14 protein-coding genes are annotated in these 21,502 nt (G+C 50.8%); 10 read left to right on the top strand and 4 right to left on the bottom strand.

All coding sequences use genetic code 11. From position 1 onward, the window contains the following. Positions 1-14 precede the first annotated feature (14 nt). Complete coding sequence (locus tag C5S61_RS16270; RefSeq protein ID WP_110516472.1) at positions 15-695, top strand: ABC transporter ATP-binding protein; 681 nt, start codon at positions 15-17, stop codon at positions 693-695. A 55-nt stretch (positions 696-750) separates the two neighbouring features. Here C5S61_RS16270 and C5S61_RS16265 read toward each other — a convergent pair whose 3' ends face one another. Continuing rightward, the gene (locus tag C5S61_RS16265; RefSeq protein WP_110516470.1) at positions 751-1,773 is read right to left on the bottom strand and encodes a COG1470 family protein; all 1,023 of its coding nucleotides are present in this window, start codon (positions 1,771-1,773) and stop codon (positions 751-753) included. Further along, positions 1,764-2,909 carry an N-acetylmuramoyl-L-alanine amidase gene (locus C5S61_RS16260; protein WP_164689554.1) on the bottom strand — a complete coding sequence of 382 codons (1,146 nt, stop codon included), beginning with the start codon at positions 2,907-2,909 and terminating at the stop codon, positions 1,764-1,766. Before C5S61_RS16260 ends, C5S61_RS16265 begins: the two co-directional genes overlap by 10 nt. Before the next feature lie 578 nt (positions 2,910-3,487). On the opposite strand from C5S61_RS16260, the gene C5S61_RS16250 reads away from it, so the two are divergent. The 6 genes from C5S61_RS16250 to C5S61_RS16225 all read left to right on the top strand — a co-directional run bounded on the left by C5S61_RS16250 (position 3,488) and on the right by C5S61_RS16225 (position 10,835). Beyond that, a complete protein-coding gene (locus C5S61_RS16250; RefSeq protein WP_110516464.1) occupies positions 3,488-4,879 on the top strand; it encodes an ethanolamine ammonia-lyase subunit EutB in 1,392 nt (463 codons plus the stop codon). Next, entirely contained in the window at positions 4,879-5,655 is a 777-nt protein-coding gene (eutC, locus tag C5S61_RS16245) for an ethanolamine ammonia-lyase subunit EutC (RefSeq protein WP_110516461.1), read from the top strand. The genes C5S61_RS16250 and eutC overlap by 1 nt, the downstream gene beginning before the upstream one ends. Before the next feature lie 82 nt (positions 5,656-5,737). Continuing rightward, positions 5,738-7,330 (top strand): right-handed parallel beta-helix repeat-containing protein, encoded by a 1,593-nt coding sequence (locus tag C5S61_RS16240; RefSeq protein ID WP_110516460.1) that lies wholly within the window; start codon positions 5,738-5,740, stop codon positions 7,328-7,330. A 349-nt stretch (positions 7,331-7,679) separates the two neighbouring features. After that, complete coding sequence (locus tag C5S61_RS16235; protein ID WP_110516458.1) at positions 7,680-8,480, top strand: hypothetical protein; 801 nt, start codon at positions 7,680-7,682, stop codon at positions 8,478-8,480. Between the two features lie 9 nt (positions 8,481-8,489). Continuing rightward, a complete protein-coding gene (locus C5S61_RS16230) occupies positions 8,490-9,326 on the top strand; it encodes an MbnB/TglH/ChrH family RiPP precursor modification enzyme (protein WP_110516456.1) in 837 nt (278 codons plus the stop codon). Positions 9,327-9,530: 204 nt separating this feature from the next. After that, positions 9,531-10,835 (top strand): MFS transporter, encoded by a 1,305-nt coding sequence (locus tag C5S61_RS16225; RefSeq protein ID WP_110516454.1) that lies wholly within the window; start codon positions 9,531-9,533, stop codon positions 10,833-10,835. Here C5S61_RS16225 and C5S61_RS16220 read toward each other — a convergent pair. Together C5S61_RS16220 and C5S61_RS16215 are read right to left on the bottom strand one after the other, a co-directional pair. After that, entirely contained in the window at positions 10,832-11,935 is a 1,104-nt protein-coding gene (locus C5S61_RS16220; protein WP_110516452.1) for a YfgM family protein, read from the bottom strand. The genes C5S61_RS16225 and C5S61_RS16220 overlap by 4 nt on opposite strands. Positions 11,936-12,461: 526 nt before the next feature. Beyond that, positions 12,462-14,309 carry a carbohydrate-binding domain-containing protein gene (locus tag C5S61_RS16215; RefSeq protein WP_110516450.1) on the bottom strand — a complete coding sequence of 616 codons (1,848 nt, stop codon included), beginning with the start codon at positions 14,307-14,309 and terminating at the stop codon, positions 12,462-12,464. Between the two features lie 168 nt (positions 14,310-14,477). Between C5S61_RS16215 and C5S61_RS16210 the strand changes: the two genes are divergently transcribed. From C5S61_RS16210 to C5S61_RS16200, 3 genes are all read left to right on the top strand, one after another. Continuing rightward, positions 14,478-16,004, top strand: a complete 1,527-nt coding sequence (locus C5S61_RS16210) for an adenylate/guanylate cyclase domain-containing protein (RefSeq protein ID WP_110516448.1) — start codon at positions 14,478-14,480, stop codon at positions 16,002-16,004. A 272-nt stretch (positions 16,005-16,276) separates the two neighbouring features. Continuing rightward, on the top strand, positions 16,277-19,066 hold the full coding sequence (locus C5S61_RS27450) for a hypothetical protein (RefSeq protein ID WP_205701416.1): 2,790 nt from the start codon (positions 16,277-16,279) through the stop codon (positions 19,064-19,066). Positions 19,067-19,351: 285 nt separating this feature from the next. Continuing rightward, positions 19,352-21,478 carry a serine hydrolase domain-containing protein gene (locus C5S61_RS16200; RefSeq protein WP_110516446.1) on the top strand — a complete coding sequence of 709 codons (2,127 nt, stop codon included), beginning with the start codon at positions 19,352-19,354 and terminating at the stop codon, positions 21,476-21,478. The last annotated feature ends 24 nt before the right edge of the window (positions 21,479-21,502 follow it).

Below are 21,502 nucleotides of genomic sequence, written 5' to 3'. Positions count from 1 at the left end.
GGAAGGAGTTCAGAGTGGGAAGTGCGATTCAACTCGATAAGGTAGCCAAAATATTTGCTAAAGGTTCAAGTTCGGTTGTAGCTGTTGATCATGTGTCATTACAGATTGAGGCTGGCGATTTTTTGGCGATTATGGGTTCATCAGGCTGCGGAAAATCAACATTATTGCAATTATTGGGTGGGCTTGATACGCCAACCAGTGGCTGTATTCATTATGGCTCGGTTGATATTGCGCAGATGAATGATGCTCAGCTATCCCAATTTCGTAATCGCCAAGTTGGGTTTATCTTTCAAGCCTATAATCTCTTGCCTGAATTGACTATTTTGGATAATGTGGCCTTGCCGTTGAAATATGCTGGCGTATCCAAACCTGAGCGCCGCAAACGCGCGGCTCAAGTGCTTGAACAGGTGGGTTTGGCTGAGCGAATCCAGCATATGCCTAGCGAATTAAGTGGTGGTCAAGAGCAACGCACTGCGATAGCTCGCGCCTTGGTTACCAAACCAGCAATTATTTTGGCCGACGAGCCTACTGGCAATTTAGATAGCCATAATCGTGACCATATACTTGAGCTATTTCACACGATCAATCAGGCTGGCACGACCTTTTTGATCGTGACCCATGATCCGGTGGTTGGGGCTGCTGCACAACGCATCCTGCCAATGCACGATGGTAAACTTGGAACATCTGCCCAGTAACGAGCTTTTAAGCAAAAAGCACCCATGAGGATATTCATGGGTGCTTTTTTGTTGCTTATTTGCCAACGACTGGTAAGAAGGTTGGCAGTCCAAGTCGTGAACGTAGTAGCAAGACGGCGTTACGTTGAGGGTCGGCGCTGGTTTGCGCTTTAACCCAAACCTGATCGCTGCTTGGGCTTTGGCCTGCTGGCAGATCGACGCGCAGCGTGATCGTTTGGCTGGCGTTTGGCCCAAGGCTGCTTGGCACTGCGCTGGTAAGCGTGGTTGGCCATGTATTGCCTGTGAGGCTCAGGCTAATTGGCACAGTTTGTTGGCTAAGATTGCGCAAGGTTAGGGTGTAGGTGATGCTGTTGCCACTGATGCTGCCTTGCTCAGCTTGAGGCGTGGTTAAGCTGATGATGCTCGATTGCACTTCAACATCGCTTGCTTTGACAAAGCCAAACCGATGATTGAAATTGATTTGATAATACTTGGTTTGGCCGCTCACCACGACGTGCGAACGTGGATCAAGGGTTGGCGTGTAGACTGGTGATGAGTAGTAGGTGCTGGTGTAAAGTTTGGTCGCAACCACCACATTATCAGCAGGCAGGGTGTAAATTGGCGTGATTGCTTGCGGCGTGATGCCTTGTGGATAGGCGGCTGCCTCAGGATAGGCCCGCCCATAGACCGGAATGCTGGCTTGGCCAACTTTGGGCCGAACTTTTAGCCCTTGGCCAGCAGTGGTGTGCACACCATTTGGGTTATGAAACCATGCTTTTTGACCGCCAAAATAAATTGCTTGCCACGCGTCTTGTTGCCCAGCCACAACATAGGTTTGGCCAGTAACCGCTTTATTGGCCCAGTTGTTGGCATGAGTTGGTGTTGAGCCAATGTATTGATTGCTAATTAATGGCGAATTAGCGTTGGGTTGGGTGTGCAAATAGAGAAAATTAGCGCTTTGGGTTGGCACAGCGCGGCAATCATTGCTCGTGTAACAGTAGGTCATGGCTGGCATGTTGGTTTCAAAATCAGGGTTGATCGTTACCAATTGTGGGTCGGGATTGTTAATTTGGGCGGGGCCGCCACGAACTAAATCCATATAATGCGCCCAATCCCAAAACGGACCTGGGTCCCAGTGCATGCCTGCTTGATGCTGTGGTAGCGGGCCGAGGCTTGATACATTGCTTCGCTATACCAGCTTGCGCCTTCGATCGCATAGCCTTCGTGTTCAAGGCCAATCGCATGACCATTGACATCCCAATTGCCTGCATGCCATGGCACATGTTTGTTCTCGACCATTTGAGCAATGTGGCCATCGCTGGCGCGAACAACATAATGCGTCGAGGCTTTGGTTAATGGGTTTTGAAACACGTTGATGGTTTGGGTATAGGTAATTTCGGTGTCGTGGATCAAAATGTAGCGATAATCCAAGCCATCAACTGGACGATTGGCTAAATCATAATTGCCATAATCGCCGCGATCGTCGGGATCATTCAAGGCATAGGCAGCAGGAACGACTTCGCAATCAAGCGTTGCTGGACAATCCAAGGGAAAATCATCGCCCTGCAAGAGTTGCAGATTGGCGGCGCTTTGACGATTGAGCGTAACTGCGCTTGGCGCAAGGCTCAACTGCTCGCCATTTTCAAGCTGGCGGTTTGCCCCTTGTTGCAACGTCGCATACACCCGATCGGCGAAGCCAAATGCGGTCGAACGCTCTTTGCTGCCGCTATACAAAACGACAGCGCCATACCAATCGGCGAGATTGGTTGGCAATTTGGGGTTGATGCTGCGGCTATATTCGGCCAGCAGCGCTGCACCACCACGAATATTCTGCACTGGATCGTTGATCAAGGCACTGGTTGGCTGATCAATCAATCTGGCAGCTTGGGCGAGGGTTTGAAATTCGGCAGGCTGTTTGAATGGTGTCGCCCAATCAAGCCCTTTGCTGGTTTGCCAATGGCCAAGATCGATGTCGGTTAAGTGCATAACCCCATAGCCGCCGCTAGTGCTTGGTTGGCCTGAATGATGCTCCCAGCGCGAAAGATTGTAGCTCAAGGCCAACAGCAATTCGCTTGGCACATCAAACTCGGTGGCAGCCTGATCGAATGCTGCTTGCAGCGTGGTTGGGGCGGGTGTTGGCGTGTTGGCGAAGGTTGGCAGCGGCAGATAGGCGGCTATCAGGCCTAAAACCATAACAACGATCACGATTCTTGATCGTAACCACAATCGGTTCATCATGACTTCCTCAACAACTAAAAGACCCTACTCATGCAATTAAGTATAACTGTTAAAATCAATTAATAACTGAGAACTTGCTGAGGGGTTTTGATCCACGAAGGACACGAAGAGCCGAAACCGCGAAGCACGCGAAGGCTTTTTTAGCCACGAATTCCACGAATTGCACGAAGGGCACGAATGAGTATTTTAGCCACAGATTGGCACAGATTATGAGGATTAGGTTCGCGCCAGCCGATAGCCAACAGCCATGCGTTCCTCTGCGCCTCTGCGTTAAGAATTTGATCCACGAAGAGTACGAAGAGCACGAAGAGCTGAAACCACGAAGAACGCGAAGATCGCGAAGACTCGGTTTTTTAGCCACGAATTGCACGAATTGCACGAATAAACTTCCGATAGCCCATAGGCCCATAGCCCATAGCCATCATTCCTCTGCGCCTCTGCGTTAAAGCTCCATTCTCTTTATTGCTAGTTGCATTTCTGACCCCCAGCCCCCGACCCCTGATCCCTACTCGTAATTGCAACTGATAAAAAAGAATGCCATAATTGACCATTCTCGCGCTGTAGGAGGCTGTTTTATGACCAGCTATCAGCATACAATTCGCCAAAACCGTTATCAATTTGATTCGCTTAAAACCCTGTTGGCCAAGGCAACCCCTGAGCGTTCGGGCGATGATTTGGCTGGCTTGAGCGCCGCCAATGCAGAGGAACGGGTGGCGGCTCAATGGTGTTTGGCCGATCTGCCATTGACTACATTTCTCAACGAGGTGGTGGTTCCTTACGAAGAAGATGAAGTTACACGCTTGATTATCGATAGCCATGATCAACTGGCGTTTGCGCCAATTCGCCATTTGACGGTTGGCGGTTTGCGCGAGTGGTTGCTCGATTATCGCACCGACAGCCAGCAATTGGCGGCGGTGGCGGCTGGCATTACGCCTGAGATGGCGGCAGCAGTTGCCAAAATTATGCGCAACCAAGATTTAATTGCGGTTGCCAAAAAATGCCAAGTGATTACCCGTTTTCGCAATACCTTGGGCTTGGTTGGCCGTTTCTCATCGCGCTTGCAACCGAATCATCCTACCGACGATCCACAGGGCATTGCGGCGGCAATTTTCGATGGCTTGTTGTATGGCTGCGGCGATGCAGTGATTGGGATCAATCCGGCGACCGATAGCCCGCAAGCCATGACCAGCCTGCTGCATTTAATTGATGAATTACGTCAGCGCTATGCCATGCCCGTGCAATCGTGTGTGTTGGCTCATGTCACCACTGCCTTGCAAGTGATTGAGCGTGGCGCACCAGTCGATTTGGTGTTTCAATCGATTGCTGGTACCGAGGCTGCCAATCGTAGTTTTGGCATCGATTTGGCCTTGTTGAACGAGGCCAATCAAGCAGCGCGTTCGTTGCAGCGTGGCACAGTTGGCAATAATGTGATGTATTTTGAAACTGGCCAAGGCAGTGCGCTTTCCGCTAATGCCCATCATGGTGTTGATCAACAGACTTGCGAGGCGCGGGCGTATGCTGTGGCGCGGGCCTTTGAGCCATTGTTGGTCAACACGGTGGTAGGTTTTATCGGCCCCGAATATCTCTATGATGGCAAGCAAATTACCCGTGCAGCCTTGGAAGATCATTTTTGTGCCAAATTGTTGGGCTTGCCGATGGGATGCGATGCCTGCTATACCAACCATGCAGAGGCCGACCAAAACGACATTGATAATTTGCTCGTGCTCTTGGCCAGCGCTGGCTGTACCTATGTGATGGGTGTGCCTGGCGCTGACGATATTATGCTGAATTATCAAAGCACCTCGTATCACGATATTCGGTTTGTGCAAACAACGCTGGGTTTGCGGCCTGCGCCTGAATTTGAAGCATGGCTGCAACAGCTTGGCGTGGTTGATCAGGCTGGTTTGTTGATTGCCAATGAGCGCCATCGTTTGCTGCAATCGGCGGCGCAGCTAGGAGGTTTGTAATGGCCGAACAACCAGAAAGTGCGCAACTTTGGCAGCGCTTGCGCCAATTCACCAATGCACGGATTGGGCTTGGTCGAGTTGGTGATGGCTTGCCAACCAACGCCCATTTGGCCTTTCAACAAGACCATGCCTTGGCCCGTGATGCAGTGCATGCGCAAGTTGATTTTGCGGCGCTTGCTAGTGAATTGCAGGCAGATTTTCCGCACATTCTTAGGCTCAAAAGCGCAGCCGTGGATCGTGCTAGCTATCTCAAGCGGCCAGATTTGGGCCGAATGCTGCATGCTGATTCGCGCCAACAGCTTGAGAGATTAGAGTCTGCGCCAGCGACTATAGCCTTGGTAGTTGCCGATGGCTTATCGGCGGTGGCGATTGAGCGCCATGCTGCGCCCTTGCTCAAGCTGATCAAGCACCAATTGAGCGAACTTGGTTGGTCGCTAGCTCCGTTGACCTTGGTTGAGCAAGGGCGAGTGGCGATTGGCGACGAGATTGGCGAATTATTGCGCGCGGAGTTGGTCGTGATTCTGATTGGCGAGCGGCCTGGTTTGAGCGTTGCCGATAGCTTGGGCATCTATTTAACCTATGCGCCGCAGCGGGGCCGCAACGATGCTGAGCGCAATTGCATCTCCAACATTCACCAACAAGGCTTGAGCTATGCATCTGCCAGCGAGTTATTGCTCTATTTGTTGGGCCAAGCGCGGCAGCGGCGCTTGACTGGAGTTGGCCTCAAAGATGAGCGTCATCAGCTGAGCCAGCCCACAAATCCAAGCCTTGAATAACGCTTGGTAGAAAATGTCAACTTTTGCGAGCGCCTGTTTGCTATCCTGCATTCATCACTTGAATGCAAAAGGAGCAACCACGATGCTACGGCGCAAAAAAATCTTCTTGAGTGGATTGATCGTGCTTGGTTTGGCCCAACTTTGGCAGAGCCAGCCAGTTGCCGCCGATAGTGTGGTGGTTGGCACTGGCACGCCTGCTAGCTGCACCGAAGCAGCGTTTGATGCTGGCTTGGCCCAGCTTTATCCAGGTGAGCAAGCGCCTGGTGGCACATTAAGTTTTAATTGCGGCCCGAATCCCCATACGATTGTGCTCAGCAGCCAAAAATTTTTGCACGATGGCTCGGTGATTGATGGCGGCAGCAAAATTACGCTCTCTGGCGGCAATACCACCCGCATTTTTTGGGTTAGCCAACAGGCGCGGGTCGAGATCCAGCGCATTACCTTGAGCAATGGCTTTGCTGACCATAGCGCGGCGATTTTTGCCGAGCCAAATTGGAGCGGCGATTTTACCAATCTCACCCTCAACCAAGTGACGATCAAAAACAATCGAGCAAGCCAGTTTGGCGGCGGAATTGGATCGCAACATACCAACATGCTCATCATCGACAGCCTGATTGAAGCCAATCAATCGAGTGGTAGCGGTGGCGGCCTGAGCTTTAATACGGGCACGCTGACGGTTCGTAATAGTAAATTTACTAGTAACAAAGCTGAAACCGAAGGTGCTGGGCTGGAGGCATGGACGGCAACTTTAGATATTAGCCAAACAAATTTTGACATAAACGAGCTGCTGGGCCATGAAAACACCGATTTTGGCGGCGGCATGGTTATTCGGCAAAGCCATGGCGTAATTCAAGCTGGGCGTATCTGGGGCAATACTGCTGGCCAAGGCGGCGGCATCTATCTGCGCGAAGGCGGCGTGCTGGAAGTAAACACCAGCAACCTTGTAGGGAATGTGGCGTTTTATGAAGGCGGCGCAGCCTATGTTGCCACCAATGCAGGCTTGACGATCAAACATAGCACTGTTGACATAAATTTATCGGCGCTATCAGGCGGCGGTATCAGTAACAAAAGCAGCCTAATCATCGAACGCTCAACCTTGACCCGCAATGATGCCTTGAGTGGCGATGGCGGAGCGCTCGATAATAGTGGTTTTGCGGTGATTAGTTATAGCACAATTGCCAGCAACGATGCTCAGCGTGGCGCTGGCCTGAGTAATCGCCCGAATGGCACGATTGGCATTGATCATGTGACCATGACCGCCAATGCTGCCGAAAGCACTGGCGGCGGAATCTATCACGCTGGCACGCAATTTACCGTCAATAACAGCATTATTATGGGTAATGGCGCTTCGGCAGGAGCACAATGTGGCTATGCCAGCCAAGCACCCAGCATGAGCTTCAGCATGTGGAACGACGGGAGTTGTGGAACCCAAGCTAGCAATGGCAATTTGCCAAATACCTGGCCTGTGTTGTATAGCTTGGGTTGGTATGGCGGCCCGACCCAAACCTACTTGCCACGCGCAGATAGTGAATCGGTTGATGCTGGCTCGTGCTCAAGTTCCAACATCACCGATCAGCGTGGTTTGGCGGGCTTTATGGGCGCTGCCTGCGATATGGGCGCGGTCGAAAGCGGTGCGTTGTGGTATCAAGTGGCGCTGCCCATGACGATGAAGTGAGAGCAAAGTCAAAAGTCAGAAATCAAAAGTCTAACGCAGGGAACGTATGGCTATAGGCTATGGGCTATGGGCTATCGGAACATTAATTGGTGAAATTCGTGGAATTCGTGGCGAAACATCGTGCTTCGTGTCCTTCGTGCTCTTCGTGGATCAATTTCAACGCAGAGGCGCAGAGAACCGAAGGATGCGGCTCTTGCCAGCCTAAACCCTATAGCCAATAGCCAATAGCCCTCATAGCGTAAATATCCCCCCTAATGTGCTCAACAGCTATATAGACATTTGGATTTCAATCAAGTATACTGCTGCCTGTCCCTTGAGAGATAACCCAACTTTTTCAATCGGTGAGCCTATGCAGCACGATTTCGAAGCCCTTCTTTGCCGTTTGATCGCCAACCCAACCAGTTATCAATTATTTGGGTTTCAGCCCGAATTATTGCTGCATCAGTATGCGCTTTCGAGCAGCGAACAAGCTCAAATTCAGCTTGCCTACCCCGATTTAGCTGATATTCATCAGCAATTTACTGCTCGCCGAATGCGCCGAATGCGCCGCCCTTTGGCCCGAACTCTCGATTTACTGGGCGAACTTGGCGAACAATTGCTTAAACGCTACCTTGATCTCTATCCTGCGCCGCTTGATGCCAGCAACGATCTCTTGCATTTGAGTGCATTTTTAACCGAGTCGTTGCATGTTCATGCTGATTTGCCGCAAATTGAGTTGATTGCTGCGGTGTTGCAGGCTGAAACTGCAATCTATCGGGCGCTGCGCACGCCCTCGGATTATGAAGCTGTGGCTGATTATCAAACGCCGCAAATTACTGCCAGCAGTGTATTGCGCTGTGATCGCACGGTCAATTTTGCCACCTATGCCTATCCCTTGACCACTATTTTGCAGCAGCAAGCTGCCGATTTGGTTGAATTAGCGCCCCAGTCAACCCATTTAATTATCTATCGACGGCAGGGCCAGCGCGATATTCAGCTGATGCAGGTTAATGCGGCGGTGATTCAAGCCTTAAAGTATGTTGATGGCGTGCGTAGCATTGCCCAAATTGCTGAAGCGCTGAGCAGCGATCAAGCAAGTTTGGAGCGCACGCGTGATGGCTTGGTGCAGTTGTGCCAACGCTTGGCCCAAGCAATGATTTTGGTTGTTTGAGGAGCAGCAATGAGCAAATTAGTGAGCCAACCACAGGGCATTGGCATGGGCTATCGGCCTGAGTTACGCCAATTTATCCTCAATCCCGCCACGCCAATTGATGTGCTGGAAATTACGCCTGAGCACTATATTGAAGCTGGCGAATTGCTCTACCATCAAGAATTGGCGGGCCTGCGCGAGCAATTCAAGCTGGTTTTACATGGCGTAACGGCGAATCTTGTTTCGATGGCCGAGCCTAATTGGCAATATTTTGCCGCCATCAAACAACTGCTTAATCTGACTGGCTCGCCCTATTTTAGCGACCATATGGCGATGACCGCTAGCGATGGCTTTCAGGTTGGCTTTTTTTGCCCAAATAGCTATAGCCAAGCTTTGCTGAAGCGCGTGATCGATAAAATAAAACGGATTGAAGATTTCTTGGAAGCACCGATTGTCCTTGAATATATCGCCTATAGCGTGCGGATTGCAGATTCGCCGTGGACTGCTGAAGAATTCTTTTTGGAACTAGCAAATCAATATGATAGATTAGGCGTTTTGCTTGACCTGAGCAATGTTTGGTACAACAGCTTGAATTTTGGCTTTGATTGTTGGGATTTTATCAATGCCTTGCCGCATGATCGGATTGTACATGCACATTTGGCTGGTGGCGAACAAATCAATGGTTTCTGGCACGATTCCCATTCAACAGCTGTACACCCTGAAGTCTTTGAATTATTTGGCCAGCTAAGCCAAAAAGCTGCAATTGATTGTATTATTATTGAGCGTGATGCCAATTATACAACTGCGCAACACGATTTGATTAACGATATTCAACAAGCCCGCAGATTATGGTCGCCTGCGATCTAAACGCTGCTTGTCATTTAATTTTCTTTTGAAAGGAGGTGATCCGCATGGATTTTGAAATCATCGTTACAACTGAAGGCTCAGCTAGCGAAGTTGAACAAGGCTGCAAAGGCTAATTTAATTCGCTAACACCGTTGAGAATCCACCAGTGAGATCAGTTATTGCTGTTTCTGGCTGGTGGATTCTGATTTGAGCAAGGAGTTTTGGATGCAATCAAATGCGAATGGGCTGCGCACGTTTTTTTGGATTTGGCTAGGCGAATTAATTTCACTGCTTGGTTCTCGCTTAACCAGTTTTGCGCTTGGGGTTTGGGTGTATCAAACAACTGGCTCAGCTACCAGTTTTGCATTAAATTTATTTTTTATTATGGTGCCTGGAATTATTTTAGCGCCATTTGTGGGGGTTTGGGTTGATCGTTGGAATATACGCACCGTGATGATTCTTAGTGACTCAATTTTGGCTCTCAACACAATTGTATTATTAGTGCTCTTTTTAACCAAAACAATGTTCATAGAATTTATTTATATTTTTGGGTTAATTAATTCAATTGGTAGTATGTTTCAACAACTGAGTTCAACTGTTGCTTTTTCATTAATTATTCCCAAACAGCATCTTAGCCGCTCAAGCGGCATGATTCAGTTTTCTGAATCGCTGACCGATATTTTAGCCCCGTTGCTTGGTGGTTTTTTGGTGCTGTATTTGGGAATAATTGGGATTATTGTGCTCGATTTGCTGACCTTTGGCGTGGCGGTCATCACGCTCATGCTGATCAACATTCCTGGGCGCGAGCAAACTACGGCGGTGGCGCGCTCGATTTGGCGTGAATTAGGCGAAGGTTGGCAATTTATTCGCAGCTATGCAGGATTATTTGGCTTATTGATTTTTTATAGCCTGAATAACTTGCTGTTGGGAATTGTCGATGCCTTGACTGGGCCATTGGCCTTGACGCTTGGCAGTTCTGCTGATTTTGGGTTTGTAGTTTCGGCTGGCGGCTGGGGCTTATTATTTGGCAGTTTGTTGATGAGTACGTGGGGCGGGCCGCAACAACGGATTCACGGCGTAGTTGGCGTGCGCTTGATTTTTGCGCTAGGTTTTATTGCGGTGGGTTTGTATCCTACAATTTGGGTTTTGGCGCTGGCAAATGGGCTTTATTATTTTGGCATCGCCGTGGCAACCTCATCTACTCAAGCAATTTGGCAAACCAAAGTGTCGCCAAAGTTGCAAGGGCGGGTGTTGGCCTTTCGGCGCATGTTGGCCCAATCAAGCTTGCCGGTGGCATTTTTACTGGCTGGCCCGTTGGCTGAACGCCTTTTCGAGCCAGGTGTACAGGCCGATGGCTGGATTAGCAATTTAACCAACCTTTCTTGGAGCCAAACAACGGGGCGTGGCACGGGGTTGGTCATTAGCTTAATGGGCGTGTTGATGTTGGGTTTGATTACCTTGACCTATGCCAATCCTCGGGTGCGGCGGGTTGAAAGCGAAGTGCCTGACTTTCGTCAAGCGAGCAGCTAAACTGTGGTGAGTGATTGCAATTGAGCAGCGAAATGCTCAGCCTGAGGCGCTTTGACCGCTTGAAGATAATTGACATAAGCATTCATTAATTGCAATGCTGGTTCTGTTTGGCCTTGTTGCCAGAATATGTTGCCCAAATGCCAGCCCGCCAAATGGAAAATTGCCAAATCGTTGCGGCTTTCGGCCAATTGGCGCGTGCGTTCGAAGCAGGTGATTGCCGCAGGTAATTGACTTAATTCGACATAACGCAGGCCAACTGTGCCAAGCGCATAGCCTTTGCCAAAGCCATCAGCCTCATTGGTTGCTGCTTGGCTGGCCTGATCGGCATAAATTTGTTGGGTTAGGGCCAATTTTTGTTGATAATAGGCGGCTGAACCTTTGGCATGGCGATTGTGGCGATAGCCCCACATCCAGCGACCCCAGCGCAAACTCATAATCACAATAATGTCGGCAATTACATAGCACACAAACGCCCCAACCGGCGGATTAGTGGTATGCAACAGCCCATTGAGCGGATTCAGATCCCAGCGCCAACAGTCAAGCCATGTGCCCATTAATTCGATGTAGAGCACCAAAAAGCCCATGATGAGGTGCAAAAGCTGCGCCCGAAACAGCAGTAGAATCAGGCTAAAAACGAGGCCAAATATCGCACTCAGGCTATCATCAAACAGCAGCCACGCCCCAAGAAACAGACTTGCATGGCCGAATAGCAAGCCCCAACGGAGCTTTTGGGTGCGTTGCTTAACCCAATCCAATTCGCTGATCAGCAGACCTGTGCTGAGCAAAATTGCATGGCCAAACGGCACATAGATGGGAATTGCCGCAAATTTATAGCTATAGAGTTCGAGCAGCAAACTAAATACATATTCGCCAAGCGCCGAGAATGGCACAAATACCAGCGCAATCAGCCGCTGGTCGGGGCGCAAATGGTAGAGCATCAAGCCAAAATAGAGTGGTGCAGCTAGGTTGCTAATAATTTGGCCGTTGAAGCCTTGCGCGTTGAGCCATGCCGAATCGTTGAATAAGGCGAAGAGCACAATTGGCCAAAATCCGAGGATCAGGCCAATCTGCCAACGTTGGGTTTTGCTGCTTGCCGCCATATGTGCTCCCTAGCTAACGAACTAGGCCTATTTTAGCCGAATTTGATAATTAAAGAGCGCAAAAGCACGTTTTAACGCAGAGGCGCAGAGAACATAAGGGCTTGCTGTTGGAACCGCGAAGATCGCGAAGAGCACGAAGGATGGCTATAGGCTTGTGACTTTTGGCTATTGGCCTACGAAACTTCCGCTAGCCCAAAGCCTCTAGCCATATTCATATGTTCTATGTTCTAGGTGCAATGGGTCATTCGATGAGCAATCATGTTCCCTCACCCCCCAGCCCCCTCTCCCACTGAACGCGGGCGAGGGGGAGCACCGGTTTTCACCACACATCATGCAAAAGCCACGCAGTGAAAGCTCCTCGTTCGCGTTTCCCCCGACGCATTGCGCAGAACCAGCGTGTTAAAGCCCCTCGCCCGCGCACGGGAGAGGGGTTGGGGTGAGGGGAGCAAGCCGTGGTTAACCAGATGTACCATTACATCTATGTTCTATGTTCTATGTTCTATGCTCTTTCATCCTTCATCCTTACTTAGCGTTGCCGCCCCATGCGTTGGCCAACTTGGGTCACGATGTCGCTGACGCTGAAGGTAGCGTAGGCCGTGCCGCCAGCATTGGCAGTCGTTTCTCCATAGCCACTGGCGCTGGTTTCGAGCGTGCCGCCGCTATTGATCGTATAGCTTGCGCCTTGTTGTAAAGCAGGCGACGAGAAGACAAAGGCTTGGTATTGTTTGCGTGGCGTAAAGCTCACAATTGCTTGCCCCGATTGATCGAGAATTTGCACAAGGTTGGCTGCTGCTTGCGCTGAGCTATAGTTGATCAGCACTGAAGCTTGGGTTGAATTGCTATCAGGTGCTTGCACCATGCCTGCGCTGCCAGCTGCAACCAAGGTTCCACCATTCAAGGCAAAACCGCCATCATAATCCAATGCGCCGTTCATTTGCGCGGTTGGCCCGTGCACCAGCACCAAACCAGCGTTCATCACAATCGAGCCGTTGGCATCCAAGCCATCGCCAGTTGCATCGACGACCAACGTACCGCCGTTGATATATAAAAAGTAGGTGCCAGCAGCAAAACTATCGTTGCGGCTTGGCCGCCCCATACCACCGCCTTGCATGCTCGATCCATCGCCACCAGCCACATTCACGCCATCGTCTTGGGCCACGAGGCTAATGTTGCCAGCGTTGATGGTGATGACGGCGCTTTCCAAGCCCTCGTAGGAGTTGCTGATCGTCAGATCGCCGCCGTTGATCGTCAGGGTTGCATCTGCATGCACGCCATCGTCGCCAGCAGCGAGGCCGATTGTGCCGCCATTGATCGTGACATTATTATCTGAATGAAGCGCATCTTCTGCTGCATCAATCGTAATTGTTGCCTCGGCAATCACCAAATTTTGGCCCGCCTTCAAGCCTTTGGCTGAGGCATCGGCGTTAATGCTAGTGCTACTGCCACCACCTGCGCTAATCGTCAGTTCGCCAGCATCGATCAAAATATCGGTGATTGCGCTCAGGCCATCGCCGCCAGCAGTAACATTCAACCTGCCGCCAGTGATCGAAATATAGCCTTTGGTTGCATCTTCTTCGTTATCGGCGCTGAGGCCATCGCCTTGGGCATTGATGCTGATCGTGCCGCCGTTGACCACCAGATAATCCTTGCCACGCAAGCCATCATCTAACGCAGTGATGTTGATGGTGCCGCTGTTGACGACCAAGCCATCTTTGCTGGTAATGCCATCGTTGCCATTGGCCTGAATCGTCAAACTGCCATTGCCATCAATCGAAAGATCGGCCTTGCTGTAGAGGGTAGCATTGGGCAAATCTTCGCTCGTGGTGGCATTGGCCGAAGCATCAACTGTATCTGAAAGTGTATTTTGCGTGCCATCGGCCAAAATGACCGCCACTTGTTCAGCTTGCATAATTGCAATTGGTGCGCTGGTCGAGCTATGAATCGTTACGCCATTCAAAATCAAGCGCACTAAATCCTGATCGGCGGTATCCACAATAATTTGGCCATCGCTCAAATTGCCACTTAGTTGATAGCTGCCTGCTGCGCTAATCGTTGCGGTCGTGCCGTCGATCTTCACGTTGGGATTACTGGCCGTGATGCTATTCGCGTTGAGTTTAATCTCAACCAGATCGGCATGTTGCCAAGCCAAATCAGCTGATGTGTCGTGAGGCGTGGCTTTGCTGGCCATTGCTTCGTCGATTGATGCGACGGTTGGTACGACAATGGTTGGGTTGCTTGCTGCAACGGAATTTGAACTGGTTTCTTGGCCGCTACTAACCGAATTAACGCTGGTTGTGGTCGTTTGATTGCTGGAACAGGCCGTTAATATGGCAACCAGCATGCTGGTGATTAATGCTCGGGCAAATGGTTTCATACGAAATCTCCAAGAATCTGTGGTTGAGCAAATTGGCTGCTCAAACGTTTAATCTATGAGCAATTCTAGCCAGCAAGTGTGAGGAACTAATGAAGAGATTGTGTGGTTGATGTGTGGGATGCGCTGTATACTTGAGTTGCAGCTATCCTGTGGTCAAGGAGTCGGACTATGCCAACCCATCCATTAACCTTGCTAGAGCCGCGCCTACGTTCATTGTTGCCAGCAATGTTGTATGCCTCAGTGTGGGTCGAGCCAATTCCTGAGCGCTTGATTCAGGTATTTGAGCATCTGCGCACGTTGCGGCGTATGCTTGGCGATTATGTGCCGCGCTTTGTGGCTGAAACGCCGCCAACGCCAGGCATCGCTCGTTCTGCCTGGCAAGAAGGCACGTTAATGTTTACCGATTTGGCAGGCTTTACCAGCTTGATGGATGCTCATGGCGATGCCCAGGCCACCGACCAAGTGCTGAATGTGTTGAATACCTATTTTGCCCAGATGGTCGAAATTATTAGTAAATCTGGCGGCAATTTATTGGAATGGACTGGCGATGCGATGTTGGTGCAGTTTCCTGCTGATGGCGAGCGCAACCATACCGCGCTGGCTGTACGCGCAGGTCTGCGGATGCAGCGGGCAATGAGCCAATTTCATCAATTAACCACGCCGCAAGGAATTATTTCGCTTGGCATGCGGATTGGCCTGCATCGAGGGCGTTTTATTGCCGCCGATATTGGCACACCCAAACGCATGGAATATGTGTTGTTGGGCGAGGCGGTTCAAATCACCAAATATGCTGAGGGTGCTGGCGAAGTTGGGCGCGTGTGTTTGAGCCAAGCTGCACAACAGGCGATTGCTGGTTTGTATCGTTGCGAGCCGTTGGCCGATGGCTATGCCTTGGTCTGTGATGATTTGGCCGAGCAAACATTGGGCGAATACGATATTGCGCCAACCAAACGTCGCCAAGCAGGTGGATTTTTGCTCGATCGCAGCGTTGAGGCGCTGGTGCGCGAAATTGAAGAAATGCTGACCGCAATTGAGCCATTGGCCAGTTTTCTACCGTTATCGGTGTTGAGATTGTTGGTTGAAACTGCTGCCCAGCGCAAAGTGCCGCCGCAATGGCTGCAACTACCAGTAATTTATATGAACCTAAGCGGCATCAGCGACGCGCCCGAATACCTCGACCCCGCCGAAGAACCATTGTTGATCACCGCCTATTCGCGGATTTTTGCCTTGATTAACGCAGCGGTGGAAACGACTGGCGGCATGCTCAAAAACGTCACCTACGATAAATCTGGCTCGAATATTTTGATTCATTTTGGGGTAACTGGGGCGCATGTTGATGATGCGCTGCGGGCGGCCCAAACTGCGCTGACAATCCAGCGCTTAGTTGAACAATCCCCAGCCTTAACATTTCGCCAATATCAACAACGGATTGGTTGCAAAATTGGCTTAGCCTATGGCCCAGCCTTTGCCGCCGAAATTGGCGAGCCGCGTGGGCGGCGCGAGTTTAATTTGCTTGGCGATGTGGTTAATACTGCTGCGCGCTTGATGGCAGCCGCCGAACTTGGCCAGATTTTGCTTGAGCCTGGTTTGCAGCAGTTAATTCATACTCAGTTGCGGTGTGTCGATTTGGGGACGATCGGTTTAAAAGGCAAAGCTAACCCAACCCCGATTTTTAGCCTGCACCCTGCCGAGTAGGCTAGGCTGCGATAGGTTGTCGTAGCTCTTGATTGGATTTGGCCGCTTGAGTTTGAAATCTGCTGCTGTATGCGCGGCCAAGCTATGCTACGATGGCTTGGCCCAAAGCATTGTTAATCTCCGGTTCGCTTATTAATTCCAGTATTTCTCAGTTTGATCGTTAAGTTGATGATCGCTGTTTGGAATTGCTGTGCTGCGCGCTGCGATCTGAGAGAGCATGCGCTTTTTTCGACCATTATCGAATGCTCATCCACTGTGTAAGGAGAATCTTCATGCGGTTGAAGCCGGTTCATTGTATTATCCTAACTTTTCTGCTCGTGACCATGGCCTACACCGACACCAGCGTTCGTGCTCGGGCTGAGTTCGATGCTCCGCCTCGCTCACTTGCTGCTGGCGAAACGCGCGGCATGCCGCAAACTGGGGCGCGTGGCGTGCAACGTACAACCGCTGCAATTATGGCTAGCCAAGCCATCGCCGATACATTGCCAGCAGCTTCACGCCATCCCAAGCCACAATTACAGGTTAATCGCCAGCAACTGGCCGAAAATCCTCAAGCCCTTGTTGTAGGCCAATGGCCGCCCATGATTGGCCCTGCTGCTCCAATCCAGACTGAATCTCGTGCAACAGCCTTGGCTAGTTTGAGCACCAATTTTACTGCTGCAACGCTGGCCGATAGCAATAGCTTTCCGCCAAGCACCATGGGCACGGTTGGGCCAAGCCAATTTGTGGTTGCAATCAATGGGCGAGTGCGCAGCTTCAACAAAGCCACCGGAGTTGCCGATGGCGTGATCGATAGCAGCTTGGATAGCTTTTTTGCCTCAGTCATGACCCCACCGATCTCGAATAATCTAACTATGGAACCACGCATTCGCTATGATCGCCCAACCCAGCGCTGGATCGTGACAGCGATCGATCTGCCTGGTCAAACCGGCAATCAGCCCAATCGAGTGCTGCTTGCAGTGAGTGATGTTGCTAGTGGTGGGGTGATTAGCTCTAGTACTGTCTGGACGTTCTTCTTTTTTCAAGGCAGCGCCACCGATATTATGGACAATCCCAGCCTAGGTGTTGATGTCAACGCGCTTTATATCGGGGCCAATCTGTTTTCGGCTAGCGGGGGCTTTGTGGGAACGAATGGCTATGTGGTGCGCAAAAGCTCAATTCTTGAAACTGGGCCAATTGTCGTAACCCCATTCAATGGCTTGGTTGCCTCTGGCACTGGCGCCGGCCCATTTGCGCCCCAAGGCGTTGATAATTTTGACCCAACCGCAACCGAAGGCTATTTTGTTGGCGTTGATAATGCCACTTTTAGCACGATCATGTTTCGGCGGGTGAGCGATCCTGCTGGCACGCCGAGCATATCGGGCAACATCGCGGTTACTGTTCCAACCACTACCTTTCCTACGCGGGTTCCCCACCTTGGCAATACTGGCGGGACGAATGGTCAGCTTGATGGAATTGACGATCGCTTGTATTCTGCCATGATTCGTAATGGTCGCCTCTGGACGGCGCATAGTTTTCGCACAAATAGCGCTGGAGTTGCCAGCACAGCAACCGGTGCGCGCAACTCGGTGCGTTGGTATGAGTTTCAGAATCTCACCACAACCCCAAGTTTAAGGCAATCAGGGACTATCTTTGATTCGACGGCAACAAACCCGATTTTTTACTGGGTACCAACGGTTGCTGTATCTGGTCAAGGCCATGCGGTGTTTGGCTTCAGCCGAGCAGGAATTAACGCCCGCGCCGATGCAGCCATGACCAGTCGTCTAGCAGGTGATACGCTTGGAACGGCCCAAGCGCCAACCCCCTATACTGCTACCACGTTTAATTATAATCCAGCAGGCGATCCTGGCAGGGCTACCGGACGATTCTGGGGCAATACTTCATACACCAGCCTCGATCCCAGCGACGACATGACCATATGGACGATTCAGGAATTTACCAATGCAACCGATTCGTATGGGGTGCAGGTTGTTAAGGTGCTCGCCCCACCCCCAGCCACTCCTTCAAGTAGCAGCGTAGCCTCGATCGAACAAGGCTCAACCGCCACGATTACGATTAATGGGACAGCAACCAATGGCTCAGGCTTTTATGATCCTGGAGCTGGCTTTGCAAACCGCATTGCAGCGAGCATTAACGGCGGTGGCGTAACGGTAAATAGTGTCAGTTACATCAGTCCAACTCAGCTTTCATTGAATGTGAGTGTTGCGGCAGGAGCCACTTTGGGCACACGCACCGTCACGGTAACCAACCCTGATGGTCAGAGTGCGACCAGTGCTGGTGGAATTGTGACCATTGTTGCCCAAGCGGCAACCCCAACCAGCACACCGACCAATACGCCAACGAGCACGCCAACTAACACACCAACCAATACGCCGACCAACACACCAACCAATACACCAACCGACACGGCAACCCCAACCAATACACCAACCGACACGGCTGTGCCAACCAATACGCCGACCGACACGGCAACCCCAACCAATACACCAACCAACACGCCGACCGACACGGCAACCCCAACCAATACACCAACCGACACGGCTGTTCCAACCAACACGCCGACCAACACACCAACCAACACGGCTGTGCCAACCAACACACCAACCAACACACCAACCAATACGCCAACGAGTACACCAACCAGCACGCCAGTTAGCTATATTCAATATTTGCCATTGGTAACTCGTGGCCAGCCTACTGTGATTGCCACGCTGGAAACGTCTGCAGTGCCAACTAGCCCAGCGCCAATCCCAGGATTTCTCTTTGCTACGACTACAATCACCTTGCCAAGTGTGCTGCCACGTACTGGCACGTATTGGCTCTCCGCCGATTCGAGTAGCCTTGTGCCTGGTTTAGTCGATGATGCGGTGCTATTAAAAGTTGGTTCAAGCGAGATATTCCGCCACGAATATGGCATCAACGGGCAACCACAGCCAACCTTGGTGGTAGTGCCAGCGAGTGTACTGCTGCCAAGGGCTGGCCAGACCCTAACTGTGGAATTTACCGATCTGCATGGGGTTGTCTATGCTGCAACCCCACTCTATCTTGTTTGGACACCCTAAACAATGAGTAGATTGCCCCCAACTCTTTGCTTGCGTTATAGGCAAGGGGGTTGGGGGCTTTGTGCTGATAACCTGCCAACCAGATGAGCCAAGCTCGATCTTTGGTACGAGAGCCTACCTGCTAGATTGAGTGGTTCGGCTTGTATTTTGAGCGAGCGCAATTCAGCATTATTAACCTAGCCCTAACGACCTTCAACCAATTATCCTACCATCAATCACTGCACTGTTCATAAACGTTCTTCTGGAAACGTGATTGTTGTACTATGTTAGGTTGAAAGGTAGTTTATGGCGAATTTTGCTAAATTTTTGCCCCAATGGCAACGCTGGATTTTGCTCACTGGCATGGGCGCAATGCTCTTAACCAGTTGTACTTCTGCCAATCCCCAACCAACCGCTATAAGCGCCGTTACTGCGACTGTTGCACCAACCAGCGTTAGTGCGGCAACTGTTGCACCAACCAGCGCCGCTACGGCCACCGCTGCGCCAACCAGTCCAAGCGCTGGCGTTGAAAGCTCAACGATCTATACTAGCACCAGCCAATTATTCTCAGTGCCAATTCCTACCAACTGGCAACTCGCCGAAGAAGCGGGGATTGTGCGGCTCAACGATCCTGAGCAGAAAATCAAAATTGCTCTGCTGAGTGTTGAGGAAGCCGACCTTGCCAAAGCAATTGAATTGGGCTGGCAACAAGCTGACCCAAGCTTTAAACTCACGCCCGATGATAGCCAAGAAGTGCCTTCGCCCAACGGAGCAGAAAAAGCCTTCGTTGCTGCCTACGATACCAAAAATACCAGCCAATCAACAGTGGCAATGGCGCAATTGCACGAAGGCGTAGCCTATTTGATGTTGATTCAAGGCGATAATGCGACGATTACCAAACGCCAATCCCAAGTTGGCATCATTCAATCGGGCTATACGATTTTGGCAATGAACCAAACCACCGTCACTGCTGATCAACGGGTTGATGTTGGGCCGGAATTAATTAGCGAATTAGAAAACTTTATTCAAACCGAACAAGCCAAATATAAGGTTCCTGGCGTGAGCGTGGCGATTGTACAAGATGGCAAAATCGTCTACAGCAATGGCTTTGGCGTGCGCGACGTTGTTTCGCAAGCACCAATTGATGCAGACACGCAGCTGATGATTGGCTCAACTGGCAAAAGTTTGACCACCTTGTTGATGGCAACCTTGGTCGATCAAGGGAAGCTCGCTTGGGATACGCCAGTTGTCGATATATTGCCAAACTTCAAAGTTAAAGATCCTGAGCGAACCAAGCAAATTACCGTGCGCCACTTGGTTTGTGCCTGTACTGGCGTGCCGCGCCGCGATTTCGAGATGATTTTCAACGCTGAAGATTTGGATGCCCAAGGCATTATCGCCTCGGTTGCTGATTTTGAGTTTTTCACCGATTTTGGCGAGGCCTTCCAATATAGCAATCAGATGGTGGCAATTGGTGGCTTTGCGGCAGCAGCTGCCAGCGGCGGCGATCCAACTCAGCTTGATCAAACTTTTGCCCAAGCACTGACCGAAGGCGTGCTCAAACCAATGGGCATGAATAACACCACGCTTGAGCAAGCAGTTGTCGAAGCCAGCCCCAACCATGCCTTGCCGCATGGCTTGGATCTGACCAGTTCGACCTACCAAACCTTGCCAATTAGTATGGAATTCGCGATCAAGGGTGTGGCTCCAGCTGGCGCAACCGAATGGTCGACGGCCAACGATATGGGCAACTATTTGATTACCCTGCTCAATCATGGCATTACCCCCAGCGGCAAGCGCTTGGTCTCCGATCAGAATCTTGATGTGTTGTGGGAGCCACAAGTTGCGATCGATGCCAAAACTAGCTATGGGCTTGGCTGGATGATTAGCGATTATCATGGCTTGGAATTTATTGCCCACGGCGGCACAACCTTTGGCTTCTCATCGGAGTTTGCCTTTATTCCAGAGGCCAAGATTGGGATTGTGGTGCTGAGCAATGGTCAATATGCCAATCATTTTGTCACCAGCATTAGCGACCGCTACTTTGAATTGGCCTTTGATCAGCCAAGCAAGGCCGCAGAAACCGCAGCCTATAGCGCGCAAAGTATCGAAGAATCGCTGGGCGAAATCAGCAAACAAATTGCGCCCGAGTTTGATCCTGCTAGCGCTGAAGCATTGTTGGGCAGCTATACCAACCCTGCCTTGGGCGATGTATCCTTGATGCTCAATGGCGAGGAATTGTGGCTCGATATTGGCGCGATTCAAACTCAATTCAAGCCCTTGTTGAACGAACAAGGCGAGCCTGATGGCTACCTCTCAGTAACGCCACCATTCACTGGCATTCCCTTCAAAACAGGCGTTGATGCCAACAACCAGCCAACCTTGACCATGGATATTGGCACAGAAACCTATCTGTTTACCCGCAAGCCATAATGCTGAGGGGTCAGGGGTCAGGGG

The sequence above is a fragment of the Herpetosiphon llansteffanensis genome, assembly GCF_003205875.1.
GTDB lineage: Bacteria > Chloroflexota > Chloroflexia > Chloroflexales > Herpetosiphonaceae > Herpetosiphon > Herpetosiphon llansteffanensis.
The sequence above is the reverse complement of the archived record's forward strand: the minus strand, read 5'-3'. Positions and strand labels throughout refer to the sequence as shown.